This window comes from Saprospiraceae bacterium, from assembly GCA_016717265.1.
Taxonomy (GTDB): domain Bacteria; phylum Bacteroidota; class Bacteroidia; order Chitinophagales; family Saprospiraceae; genus Vicinibacter.
This window is the reverse complement of the sequence record JADKFX010000001.1, coordinates 4,010,375-4,024,031: the sequence shown is the minus strand read 5'-3', so window position 1 is coordinate 4,024,031 and position 13,657 is coordinate 4,010,375. Positions and strand designations below refer to the sequence as shown.

Annotated in this window: 5 protein-coding genes; 2 read left to right on the top strand and 3 right to left on the bottom strand. The window is 34.9% G+C overall.

Annotation, left to right across the window (positions count from 1 at the left end; translation table 11 throughout):
- Nucleotides 1–299: 299 nt before the first annotated feature.
- From IPO86_15680 to IPO86_15670, 3 genes are all read right to left on the bottom strand, one after another.
- On the bottom strand, nucleotides 300–3,848 hold the full coding sequence (locus tag IPO86_15680; GenBank protein MBK9729547.1) for a tetratricopeptide repeat protein: 3,549 nt from the start codon (nucleotides 3,846–3,848) through the stop codon (nucleotides 300–302).
- Nucleotides 3,849–4,262: 414 nt separating this feature from the next.
- Complete coding sequence (locus tag IPO86_15675) at nucleotides 4,263–7,160, bottom strand: CHAT domain-containing protein (protein ID MBK9729546.1); 2,898 nt, start codon at nucleotides 7,158–7,160, stop codon at nucleotides 4,263–4,265.
- A 17-nt stretch (nucleotides 7,161–7,177) separates the two neighbouring features.
- Nucleotides 7,178–9,373, bottom strand: coding sequence for a T9SS type A sorting domain-containing protein (locus tag IPO86_15670; protein ID MBK9729545.1), 2,196 nt, complete (start codon nucleotides 9,371–9,373; stop codon nucleotides 7,178–7,180).
- Nucleotides 9,374–9,676: 303 nt separating this feature from the next.
- Between IPO86_15670 and IPO86_15665 the strand changes: the two genes are divergently transcribed.
- Both IPO86_15665 and IPO86_15660 read left to right on the top strand, forming a co-directional pair.
- Nucleotides 9,677–11,236: a 5'-nucleotidase C-terminal domain-containing protein gene (locus IPO86_15665; GenBank protein MBK9729544.1), complete on the top strand. Its 1,560-nt coding sequence runs from the start codon at nucleotides 9,677–9,679 to the stop codon at nucleotides 11,234–11,236.
- Complete coding sequence (locus IPO86_15660; protein MBK9729543.1) at nucleotides 11,236–13,221, top strand: tetratricopeptide repeat protein; 1,986 nt, start codon at nucleotides 11,236–11,238, stop codon at nucleotides 13,219–13,221. The genes IPO86_15665 and IPO86_15660 overlap by 1 nt, the downstream gene beginning before the upstream one ends.
- The last annotated feature ends 436 nt before the right edge of the window (nucleotides 13,222–13,657 follow it).

Below are 13,657 nucleotides of genomic sequence, written 5' to 3'. Positions count from 1 at the left end.
CTGGAATGAGAACGGGAATATAGAGCGAGAATGAGAATGAGAACTGGAATGTAGAGCGAAAATGAGAACCGGAATATAGAGCGGGAATGAGAACGAGAACGAGGATATAGAGCGGGAATATAGAGCGAGAATATAGAGCGGGAATATGGAGCGGGAATATAGAGCGAGAATGAGAACGAGAGCGGGAATGTAGAGCGAGAATATAGAGCGAGAATGAGAACGAGAACGGGAATATAGAGCGAGAATGAAAACGGGAATATAGAACGAAAATATAGAGCGAGAATGAGAATGAAAAATGTTTATTCCATCAATACAAACCCCGCCCACTGATATGGATCCAATCCAATTTCTCGCAGTTCTTTTTGTGCTGCATGAAATGCATCCGGAATAGTCATTTTTTTCCCGCCGTTGTCGGGACTTTCGGCATTCAACCATTTCTTATAAAAAGTAGTCATCAATAAGGAAGTTTGTTTATCCGGAACCTGCCAAAGCGACATGATGAGATATTTTGCTCCGGCAATTTTAAAGGCGCGCTGCAATCCATACACTCCTTCATTTCCTTGAATGTCTCCTAATCCGGTTTCGCAAGCCGAGAGCACTACTAGTTCAGTATTGGATAAATTCATTTGGCTAATTTCATAGGCAGTTAATATTCCATCTTCTCTTCCTTCTATTGTTTGTTTACCTTGCCAAGTTGCATTTCCTCCTGCCATGATTAATCCTGAACGTAGCATCGGATGATCAGACATTTTAAAAACATTTTCATTTTGACTATTAATTTCTGACTTTTGACTACTTTTTATTAGATCTTCAAAAAAGTATCCATGTGTTGCTATGTGTAATATTCGCGGTGAAGATGTATTATTTGCTCCTAAGTTTTTAAATGATTCCTCTGTAGCACCATTTCCCGTTTTCAAAGTTATTTTTACTTTTGATTTTTTCAAAATACTTTCAATTGAATTTATTTCTCGTGCAGTTCCAGGTAAATAACTCCAACTTCCCCCTCGCAGGCTTGAGTCGACACTAGAAAAAGATAATTCTCCTCTTGATCGGGATGCAATTACAGGTTCATTTTTATGAAATGTGGTGTCTGCTTCAAATTGTATTCCCCCGTATAATACGGCATCGTTATTCACTATTTCGACTTGATCCGGGATAACCAATTGACGGGTGCTATTCAATTCAATGAGTCTATATTTATCGGCTAATGTTTCGGATTCCGAAACAGGTATTGCATCCAAATTAATTCTGTGCAGTAATCCACTTGGAGAAAAATAAATCGTTTTGATTCCTTCCATATATTTTTCTATTGGCTCCCAGATCATTTCATATAAAGTTCTTTTTGGAGTTTCTAATGCAACAGCACCTCGGCCTGCAATTGAATATAGATTGTTTACATAATCAGTTTTCCGCTCTGCATTTAATTGTAATAAAGAATCTAATGATTTTTCCTCGAAAAGGGAAATAAATATAGGTTGGCTTTCATCAGGTTTAAGTAATAATGCAGCATACATTAGGCTGTCTGTAAATCTTGGAAAATTCACTTTAAAAGAAACAAACTCTATAGCTGCTTCTTCCTTTTTTAGAGTGGACATGACCTCTTCCCATTTTACTTGTCGCTTCGCTTCTGCGTAACCTGCCATGGTGCGAGCAAGTTCTTTTTCAGCGGAATTGGTCTTTTCTTCCAGTTCGGCTACATTCTTTCGATCTGCAATAGGTTTGGCATATTCGACTGCCAGGCGGCGACGGTAGCTTTTTGAGCGAAGGTTGATTTCTTGTGTTTCCGGGGTTGACGCTAACAGTGTATTTATCTGAGTGGTGGCAGTAAGCAGGAAGCCCTTGTAAAAAAGGGCATTGCTATATTGGAGGGCTGGCAGGATTCCTGCTTGGTCAAATTCTGCTCCTATTGTTCCCGGAGTAAGACGAGCGAGGATATAGGATCCCAAAGCGTCTGCTTGTTTTTGAAAAGTAGCCGTGTAGATTGCGAGTTCTTGTTCGGAAAGAAAAGAAATGGCTTTCGACAGCCTTGCTTGGTTCAGGGAGTACACTTCTGCAAGTAAAGGTGCAGATAGAGAAAATCGACTTAGTCTTTCATACAAATCCGCGAGGTTTCCCAAGTTACTCGAATTATTGGGATTCTCCTTTCCCAGCACTTTTTCAAAGATGGGTTTGGCTTCGAGGCAGAGCCGCTCGGCTTTTTCGTAGTTGCCCAAATTTTTGTAAAGGATCGCGAGGCTGGTTAGGCTTATCGCATAAACAGGGTGCTCCTTTCCCAGCACTTTTTCGTAAATACTTTTGGCTTCAAGGTATAGCGGTTCGGCTTTTTCATAATTGCCTATATTACCGACAAAATCTGCGAAGTTCTCCAGGAACACGGCGTAATCAAGACTCTCCTTTCCCACCACTTTTTCAAAAATGGGTTTGGCTTTCAGGTAAAGCGGTTCGGATTTCTCGTATTTGCCTATCCTACTGTACAGAATTGCCAGGTTGTTCAGGCTTCGAGCATAGTCTGGAAGCTCCTTTCCCGACACTTTTTCGCGGATGGTTTTGGCTTCGATGTATAGTGGTTCGGCTTTTTCGTAGTTGCCCAGATCCAAATATAGGTTTGCCAGGTTGTTCAGGCTATTAGCATAGTCGAGATTTTCCTTTCCCGACACTTTTTCGCGGATGGCTTTGGCTTCGATGTATAGCGGTTCGGCTTTTTCGTAGTTGCCCATGTCTTTGTAAAGGGTTGCGAGGCTGTTCAGGCTAGAGGTATAATCCGGATGCTCCTTTCCCAGCACTTTTTCCCGGATAGCTTTGGATTCAAGGTATAGCGGTTCGGCTTTTTCGTAGTTGCCCATGTCTTTGTAAAGGATTGCGAGGTTGTACAGGCTAGAGGCATAATCGCGATGCTCCTTTCCCAGCACTTTTTCCCTGATGGCTTTGGATTCGAGGCAGAGCGGTTCGGCTTTTTCGTAGTTGCCCATGTCTTTGTAAAGGTTTGCGAGGCTGTTCAGGCTAGAGGCATAATCCGGATGCTCTTTTCCCAGCACTTTTTCCCGGATGGTTTTGGCTTCAAGGCAGAGTGGCTCGGCTTTTTCGTAGTTGCCCATGTATTTGTAAAGGGTTGCGTGGTTGTTCAGGCTAGACGCATAATCCGGATGCTCCTTTCCCAACACTTTTTCCCGGATAGCTGTGGATTCAAGGTATAGCGGTTCGGCTTTTTCGTAGTTGCCCATGTCTTTGTAAAGGATTGCGAGGCTGTTCAGGCTAGAGGCATAATCCGGATGCTCCTTTCCCAGCACTTTTTCCTGGATGGCTTTGGCTTCGATGTATAGCGGTTCGGCTTTTTCGTAGTTGCCCATGTCTTTGTAAAGGATTGCGAGGCTGTTCAGGCTAGAGGCATAATCCGGATGCTCCTTTCCCAGCACTTTTTCCCGGATGGCTTTGGATTCAAGGTATAGCGGTTCGGCTTTTTCGTAGTTGCCCATGTCTTTGTAAAGGATTGCGAGGCTGGTCAGGTTTAAGGCATAATCCGGATGCTCCTTTCCAAGCACTTTTTCCCGGATGGCTTTGGATTCAAGGTACCATTTTTCGGCCTCGGGGTAATCACCTTTATTCCTACTCACTCTACCTCGGTTGAAACAACAACTGCCATATGCTGCGGACTCTTTCCCAAACTTTTCCAATGCAAGCTTTTCAGCGATAGCATTCAATTCTAATGCTTTTTGAAAATCTTTCTTACCTGTCAGCTCACGGGAAACTTTAATGAGGCTGTCAACCCGTTTGATAGTATCTGAATCGACCGTTTGTGCGGAAACACCAGTTAGAGTTGATACCAGTAAAAATAGAATTGCGTATTTCATCAAATGAGGTTTTATGCCATTAAAAATAAACATTTTTTTATAAAAACTACCACGCTAAAATAAACATGGCCTGAATCCAGCATGGGTTTGGATTTGAGTGTTTGTACAATAATGACATTGTGTATTGAACATTGCATATTGAGCATTGGAAAATTGATTTGATTCAATTTTTTCCACTACGATGTCTTTGGAAAATATTGACTATTTCTTCAATATTCAACAAACAATTTTCAATGTTCAAGTTTATTCCACCGACACAAATGCTGACGAAGCCATTAGGCTTGTCAGCATGCAGACCGCAAGGAAAAGAGGGAGAATGAGAGCGAGAATGAAATAATCATTATTCCATTGATACAAATGCTGACGAAACCGAATAAATTACTTTAGAAAAGAAGAGCAAGAATAAAAAATTGATTACTCCACAAGTACAAACCCCGCCCACTGATATGGATCCAATCCAATTTCTCGCAGTTCTTTTTGTGCTGCATGAAATGCATCCGGAATAGTCATTTTTTTCCCGCCGTTGTCGGGACCTTCGGCATTCAACCATTTCTTATAAAAAGTAGTCATCAACAATGAAGTTTGCTTATCGGGTACTTGCCAAAGACTCATGATGAGATATTTTGCACCGGCAATTTTAAAGGCGCGCTGCAATCCATACACTCCTTCATTTCCTTGAATGTCTCCTAATCCGGTTTCGCAAGCCGAGAGCACTACTAGTTCAGTATTGGATAAATTCATTTGGCTAATTTCATAGGCAGTTAATATTCCATCTTCTCTTCCTTCTATTGTTTGTTTACCTTGCCAAGTTGCATTTCCTCCTGCCATGATTAATCCTGAACGTAGCATCGGATGATCAGACATTTTAAAAACATTTTCATTTTGACTATTAATTTCTGACTTTTGACTACTTTTTATTAGATCTTCAAAAAAGTATCCATGTGTTGCTATGTGTAATATTCGCGGTGAAGATGTATTATTTGCTCCTAAGTTTTTAAATGATTCCTCTGTAGCACCATTTCCCGTTTTCAAAGTTATTTTTACTTTTGATTTTTTCAAAATACTTTCAATTGAATTTATTTCTCGTGCAGTTCCAGGTAAATAACTCCAACTTCCCCCTCGCAGGCTTGAGTCGACACTAGAAAAAGATAATTCTCCTCTTGATCGGGATGCAATTACAGGTTCATTTTTATGAAATGTGGTGTCTGCTTCAAATTGTATTCCCCCGTATAATACGGCATCGTTATTCACTATTTCGACTTGATCCGGGATAACCAATTGACGGGTGCTATTCAATTCAATGAGTCTATATTTATCGGCTAATGTTTCGGATTCCGAAACAGGTATTGCATCCAAATTAATTCTGTGCAGTAATCCACTTGGAGAAAAATAAATCGTTTTGATTCCTTCCATATATTTTTCTATTGGCTCCCAGATCATTTCATATAAAGTTCTTTTTGGAGTTTCTAATGCAACAGCACCTCGGCCTGCAATTGAATATAGATTGTTTACATAATCAGTTTTCCGCTCTGCATTTAATTGTAATAAAGAATCTAATGATTTTTCCTCGAAAAGGGAAATAAATATAGGTTGGCTTTCATCAGGTTTAAGTAATAATGCAGCATACATTATGCTGTCTGTATTGAACTCAGAGTTTGATAAGGAGTAGCTAACAAATTCAATAGCAGCTTCTTTATTCGTTAATTTATTTTGTACGTCTTTCCAATAAACTTGCATGTTCGTTTTTTTGAAATCCTTTACAGTTTGAATGAGTTCCTTTTCTAGTGTATTTGCAATTTCAATTAGAGATTCAAAATTTTGACTATCTCTATCGACAACTTTCGTTGCATATAGTGTAGCTAAATTTTGATTGCAATGCTTCCAAAATTGTAATTTTTCATAATTTTTAGTATCCAATTTAATTAGTCTATTTAATTGCACACTGGCGTTAAGTATAAATCCTTTAAAGAAAAGTGCATTGTCAAAACAAATTTCGTTTAAATTCAAGCTTTCTTGATTAATTGATAATGCAATATTCTGTTTTTCTGAAAAATTTTGAATAAATTTCGATAATTCAAACTCAGTAAGGTAATTTGAAGCTTGATATAATATTGTTTTTTCAGCACTCATTACTTCTGATAGATATGATTTAATTGTATCAAAATCTTTTGTAAGCCAATAAATACTTACTAAATTTATGAGATTTAGAATATAATCAGGGTGCTTTTCACCAAGTAATTTTTTGCAAATTGCATTTGTTTTTTTAAGAATTGCTTTTGCCTTTTCAAAATTACTTATTGCAAAATAAATTGCAGCCAAATTATTTTGGCTAGCTAAGTATTCAGGATGTGCTTCTCCAAGTGTTTTAAGCCAAATTGAGCTGGCTTCTAAAAATAGTGAATCAGCTTGTGGTAATTTACCTATTTTGAAATAAAGTGCGGCTAAGTTATTTATACTCGTTGCATACTCAGGATGTTCATTTCCAAGCAATTCATGTTGAATTGAGATTGCTTTTAGGTAATATTTTTCAGATAATTCAAAGTTATTCTGCTGTAAATTATTAATTCCAAGATTATTTAGTAATAATGCATATTCAGCACTTTTTGTATTTTGATTTATGTCATAAATTTCTTTGGCTTGTAAATATAAGAGATTTGCTTTTTGATAATTTTCTAATGTAGAATATAGATTTGCTAGGCAGTTCAAACTTACTGCAAAATCGGGATGTCTTTTACCTACGCTCTTTTCTTTTATGGATAATGCACGATGGTAATACAACTCAGCATTTTCATATTGACTTAAAGAGAAATAGATTATTCCAAGATTATTTAAGCAAAAGGCAAATTCTATTGGATTTGCTTCAATTTGGCTTTCTTGTAAATTAAGAGACTCCAATAGACAAGATTCCGCAATTTCAAATTGACCTAATATTCTATAAATATTGCCTAATTTATTTAGGTTTTTAATTATATCAAAGGTTGGTTTAATTTTAGTTTCTTCAAATATTGATAACGATTCAAGATACCATTTTACTGCATTGGTAAATTCAGATTTATGGTCATATATTCTTCCACGATTAAAACTAGTTTTGCCATATAAATAAGAATAGTGGCCAAATTTTTGTAAAGCTATGGTTTCAGCGGCAGAATTTATTTCTAATGCTTTTTGAAAATCAAATATATCTAAATAGTCCTGTACAACTTGCATTAGACTATCTACCTTCCTATTAATAATAAGTGAATCTGAATTTTGTGCCTTTAATTCTGAATCACAGAAAACGATTAACCCAATTAGAATAAATTGAATATACATGGCTTTGTAATATCAATTTACTTAATAAATTTATAGACTTTCTGTTGTGCGTCCTCCCCTATAAGAAGAAAATACATTCCTTTTTGCAAATTTTCAATTTGACTTTTTTCAATTAACTGTCCTGTCAAATTATAAATGGCACTGGATTCTGATTGACGAATAAGTTCTTGCGTTTTCTGAATGTCTATAATTCCATCAGTAATTAAATTCCAACCACTAGAATTCGATTGAAAATTTCCTGAATAATTTTTACAACGTTTCCAATATCTTCCATACCATATACAATCTCCATATTGAACTTCCGCGGTGAGTGTATTGTAATAAGGTCCCATCATCATTACATAAGCTCCAGTTCCACCAGTGGACCATTTAATTTTATATTTTGAAGGATCAATTAAAGTTCCATTTGTTTCAAATAGCGCAACAATATAATTGCATGCATTACTGCAAATAGATTCACAAATAGCGCTAGGAAAGTTTAAATTATGTTCCTGATCATAGTCATCTTCACAGGAAGAAAGAATGAATTGAATTTCTGCACAGGGACCAGCGCATTCGAGATTAGAAGAATCTATTAAAATGCGTTTGCAAATGTTTGCAAACTCTATGGTTTTAGGGACTCCCTGCTCCCAGTTATATATCTTGGAAGTTAAACTAAATATGCGATGAGCCCTTAATAAAATTGGATTGCGATTGAGCAAGGAAACAGCTGGGTCCTGTTGGCTTTGTTTTATATCCCAAAATAATTCATGAACTCTTGGTTTCGCTTGAATCAATTTCCCATATGCATCAATTGCTGCAAGTTCTATCATCCCATTCGCTAAACATGTTTTTCGAATTTCAATCGCGCAGGAATCAATAGTGCAATTTTTTACAAAAACAAATTGACTATCTGCTCGTGTGCAAGTGCTATCGCTTGTAGTCAATACGTATTTTGTATCTTTTTGTGGACTTGCTCTTGGATTTGGACAATTCGCACAGGATAAACCCGTAGCAGGTGTCCAGGTATATCTTGCATTGGTATTAAATGATTTGATTAAATTTATGGAATCTCCTCTGCAAATAGTATAGTTTAAACTATCAAAAGTTGGTTTGACAGATTTAATAAATATATTCTGTATCAATGTATCATTGCATAATTCTTTCGAGCGTATTACTAATTGTACTTTTGCAAGTCCGGTATCCTGAAATTTAAAGCTTGGATTTTGGTTAGAAGAATTGTATTCTATTGAATTCAAAATCACTTTCCAATCCCAAAAATTTATCTGAGAAAATAGATCTGTTGATTGATCGAGAATTTTTAATTCAATAGGATCAGAACAGGTATTTAGGGTATATTCAAAATTTGCTTTAGGTACAGAATTGCATATTCTGACATTAATTTGAAAATCTCTTCGCAAAATGGAAAGTAATTTACCATTGCGGTATTCTTCTACACAATAAGCAATTAAATATTGAGCTATAATAGGTACTGCAAATCCTGTCATAATACCCGTTTTTGGATCTATTGCTAATGCAGGATTTCCACCAATCATATCAAGAAAATTATAGGGTGGCTTAAAGCTAACAGAAGCATAGGGTGGTGATGATGGTGGAGATGGAGCTGGTCTTGTTTGATCTGCACCTAAATAGGGGTTACATAAATTATAAACCAGGGAATCTCCTTCTTCATCGATTGCTGCCAGATGAAATTTAATCGGTTGATCGCCACATATATAAATGGGTGGATAAGGACTTAAAACTGGACTTGAATTGCAATTTAACAAAGCATTCTCGGTTATATGAACGGTATAAGTGGCTCCTGTTGCAAGCGGATCGACAATATTTAAAATTGTGTAATTTCTGCAACACCGCTGATAAGCTAAAATATATCCGCCTGTTACATAGGGTAAAGTTAAGGTGTCTTTATAGGTCGTGGTGTGTACACACAAATCACCACCGATGATACCGCAATTTTCGCGTAAAACTTCATTTAGGGTATCATCTGTCCGATACGGCATTAACAATACACCATTTTGGCCAAGATTTATCTGGAGTTTCCCTTTTGAATCAAAAATTCCCAGATTGGCTGGATTGTCAAAACCAGGATTGCCATTAATACAATCCCTTCTTAGGGTTAATCGGATCTCATATTCTTGACCTCCCAGGCATCGGTAACTAATATCCCCGCCAATTATATGAGTGGCCTCAAGTTGCAAAGAACAAAATGTCATAAAAATCCATATTGCAGCCTTCAACAAGTAGTTAAAATATTTGAGCATAAACCTTTTGATATTATTTTTGCAAAAAAAAAGCTTAAAGAGCTTGATGAATCAATTTATAAAATTACGAATCTTCAGATAATTTACCGAAATTTAATAAATGTTATCTATAAGATCCTTTATAAGCGGGAATTGTAGTAAAAAAATCAATTTATTTTCAAACTGTAATAGATTTTTTAATAATTTAGAATACATTTACCTGAAAACCAATACTATTTTTAACGAATATCTAATATTAACCTGAACCCAATTTAAATGAAAGTTTTAATAAATATTATTTTATGTGCAGTTTTTCTCTTTGGATGTGCTGTAAGTAAAAAAAATAATTCAATAGAATCTGAAAAATTAAACGACAAAGAGCTTGTTCAGTTTACGATTTTGCAGATAAATGATTTTTATGAAATAGCACCATTGGATAATGGAACTATTGGAGGAGCTGCAAGAATTGCGACTATTCGAAAAAAATTGATGACAGAAAACTCAAATACCCTGACGGTGCTTGCAGGAGATTTTCTAAGTCCTTCCTTGTTGGGCACTTTAAAATGGGAAGGTGAACGAATTAAGGGGAAACATATGGTAGATGTTTTAAATGCAACGGGTATTGATCTCGTAACATTTGGAAATCATGAATTTGATATTGATGAAGCATCTTTACAAAAAAGAATTAATGAATCTAAATTTGATTGGGTTTCTACAAATGTTTCACAATTAAAATCAGGAATTAGCAATCCGTTTATGAAAGAAACAAATGGACAAAAAATTCCAATACCAAAACACATTTCAATTCGATTTAAGAATGCAACTGGCAATGAAGTGAGGATCGCGGTAATCTCACCATGCCTTCCAGCAAACAAAGTGAGTTATGTTCAATACGAAGATATTTTTGAAAGTGTAGAAAAGGAAATTTCAAAAGTGCAAAAGGATGCTGATTTTATTCTTTTATTAAGTCATTTAAACAAAGAAGATGATCTTAAAATGGCAAAGCGTTTTCCAAGTATTAATTTAATAGTTGGTGGGCACGAGCATGAAAATATGAAGTATAAAATTGGAAATACAATTCTGACAAAAGCGGATGCAAATGCAAAAACTGCTTATGTGCATCGCATTTATTTTAATTCATTAACAAGAAAATCTATTATACGATCTAGTTTAGTAAGTTTAGATAAATCCATCGAGTTAGATGGTGAGGTCCACCAATTAGTCCAAAAATGGAAAGCTATTGAGAATAAAGTTATGCGTGAAATGGGTTTTGATCCGGATGAAATTTTGACTAAACTTTTTACTCCCTACGATGCTCGAGAAGTGATTGTTAGAAATGAGCAAGCTCCATTTTGTCAGATGATTTGTAAATCAATGATTAAAGCATGCTCAAAAAGTGTATGTTCAATTTTAAATTCCGGAAGTGTTAGGGTGGATGATATTTTAAAAGATAATCTGTCTCAATATGACATTTTACGTTCATTACCTTTTGGAGGTAGTATTGTTGAAGTAGAACTGAAAGGAAGTTTATTAAAAAAAGTATTGGATGCTGGATGGAGTAATAAAGGGTCAGGAGGATATTTGCAGTGGGATCAAATAGAGCGAATGCAGGATGGGAATTGGAAAATACAGAAGAATTTATTGAATTTAAGTAATAATTATCAGGTTGCAATGAATGATTTTTTACTAACAGGTGGAGAAAAGGCTATGGAATTTTTAACACCTAAAAATCCGGAGATCATTAAAATTACATACGGCAATAAAGAAGATCCAAAGGATTTAAGAAATGATATACGATTGGCAATTATTGATTATTTGAAAAAAGGTGGCAGATAATGAAGAAAAACAAACAACAGAATGATGCAAAGCCTGTGATTCAAATAGACGTACCTAAGCGGTCAGTATTTGCTATTCCTAATGCAGGTTTTTGGTTAGTTTGCATTGCACTGGCACTTACATTTATTGCATATATACCTTCACTGACTGCCGATTTTGTAAATTGGGATGACAATGACTATGTGATGAATAATAAAATGATTCGAAGTTTTTCGGATTTTAGTAAGTTTTTCATTACACCGGTGCAGGGAAATTATCATCCAATTACGATGCTAAGTTTAGCAATTAATTATGCAATCTCAGGTTATGATCCATTTAGTTATCATCTTTTTAATATTCTATTTCATTTAATTAATGTTTATTTAGTTTATAAGTTTATTTTAAAATTATCTGGAGGAACTATTTTTATTGCTTTTGCTACAGCATTATTTTTTGGTGTTCATCCAATGCACGTTGAATCTGTAGCTTGGGTAACAGAGCGAAAAGACGTATTATATACCTTGTTTTTCATTTTAGGACTTTCCAGTTATCTTAATTATTTGGATACTAATAAACAAGCTGACTATTTTAAAACGTTTATCTGGTTTCTTTTATCATTAGCATCCAAACCTGCGGCATTAGTATTCCCGGCAATTTTATTTGTATTGGATTATTATAAAGATCGACCCCTCAATTTAAATGCAATAAAACAAAAAGTTCCGTTTATTATTTTTTCAGGTATCATGGTCTACCTAACATTGCATAGTCAGACAACGGCAGGTGCCACAGATACAAAAAATACAATCGAACTTTCAAAGCGTATTTTTTTTCCATTTTATGGATATATGATGTATATTTTTAAAATGTTTTGGCCCTTAAAATTGTCTGCATTTTATCCATTTTCTCCGATCAATGAGGCATTGTCTAAAAGTTATTTATTGTCTCCATTCCTATTTGCTGCTTCGGTTTATTTGTGTTTGAAGACTTTTAAGAAGTATAAGGAGATTACATTTGGTTTCAGTTTTTATTTATTCAATTTAGTATTAGTTCTTCAATTTTTTTTAGTTGGTAGTGCAATCATTTCTGAGCGATACACTTATGTGCCATATATCGGACTTTTTTATTTATTGTTTTGGTATATAAATAAGATATTGAAAATGAAAGAATTGAACGCATATATACTGGTTATGTGTCTTGGCGTGATATGTACTTTTTTAAGTTTTCGCCAGGCCGCTGTTTGGAAAAATACAAGAGCACTCTGGGAAGGTGCGATCAAAAGTTTTCCAACGGCTAAAGCCTATTCCAATTTAGCATATGTTTACCAACAGGAAGGCTTGCAAGAAAAAGCATTGTCGGCCTATGAAAAATCCTTGAAATTAAATGTAATTGATAAAGAAGTATTCTATAATAGAGGGGTGATCTATTTTAATATGAATAAGGATAGTCAGGCCATCTTGGAATATAATCAGGCTTTAGCATTGGATCCATCTTATTTGAATGCATTAAATGGTCGGGGTTCAGTTTATGCAAAGCTCGGACGATCAGAACTTGCCATGGCAGATTTAAATAAATCTTTGGAACTCAATCCTAAATTTGATGTAGCCTATAAAAATAGAGCCTCAGCTTATTTTTTATTAAAAGAATTCGATCTGGCAATTATGGATTATAAAAAATATCTGGAATTGCAAAAAAATGATGCTGAAGGATATTCGAATTTGGCAGTATGCTACCTTAACAAGAGATTAAATCAAGAAGCAATTGATGCAAGTTTCCAGGCATTAAAAGTAGATTCTACTTTTGCAAAAGCATGGACTAATATTGGTGGAGCTTATATTAATCTTAAGCAGTATCAAAACGCAATTGTATACCTGGATAAAGCATTTTTGAGAGATTCCACGAATGATGAAAATTTAAAATTCCTAAGTTTAGCATATCTAAATTTAGGAGATACAGCAAAAGCAATGTCCTTTTTTGAAATTGCACAACGCAACCCACCAAAAAAATAAACCTGAAATTTTGAACTGGAATCTTTATACGTGGAATCGATTTATAGATCTATAATTTTACTTCAAGTTTTAATTGGAAATATGGATTTATTTCATGCAATTTAATTGGAGTATGAATTTGTTTGCGAAATTATTTTATCTAGCGGATCATTTTTTGTTGAAAGTATAAGGTTTATATTTTTTATAGGTAGATTAAGCCTGTGCATTCTTTCTGTATGCCGTGGAATTTAAACAAAAAATGCTGGAAGTATATTTTTTTTAATTTCAGGAAATCACTTTCAAAGGATTTTATGTTTAGTTCTTAACGATAGAATTTTTCCATGAACTAAATTTAAATTATTTGAAACGATACTATAATTGTTACATTACAAAGCAGTAAAATGGCAATTAATAAAAATGGTCTAATCTAAATTTATAAATTTAGATTAGACCATAA

What these genes read in the sequence shown, in the direction of transcription:
- IPO86_15680 (MBK9729547.1), bottom strand. Translation starts at nt 3,848, where the DNA reads ATGAAATACGCAATTCTATTTTTACTGGTATCAACTCTAACTGGTGTT.
- IPO86_15675 (MBK9729546.1), bottom strand. Translation starts at nt 7,160, where the DNA reads ATGTATATTCAATTTATTCTAATTGGGTTAATCGTTTTCTGTGATTCA.
- IPO86_15670 (MBK9729545.1), bottom strand. Translation starts at nt 9,373, where the DNA reads ATGACATTTTGTTCTTTGCAACTTGAGGCCACTCATATAATTGGCGGG.
- IPO86_15665 (MBK9729544.1), top strand. Translation starts at nt 9,677, where the DNA reads ATGAAAGTTTTAATAAATATTATTTTATGTGCAGTTTTTCTCTTTGGA.
- IPO86_15660 (MBK9729543.1), top strand. Translation starts at nt 11,236, where the DNA reads ATGAAGAAAAACAAACAACAGAATGATGCAAAGCCTGTGATTCAAATA.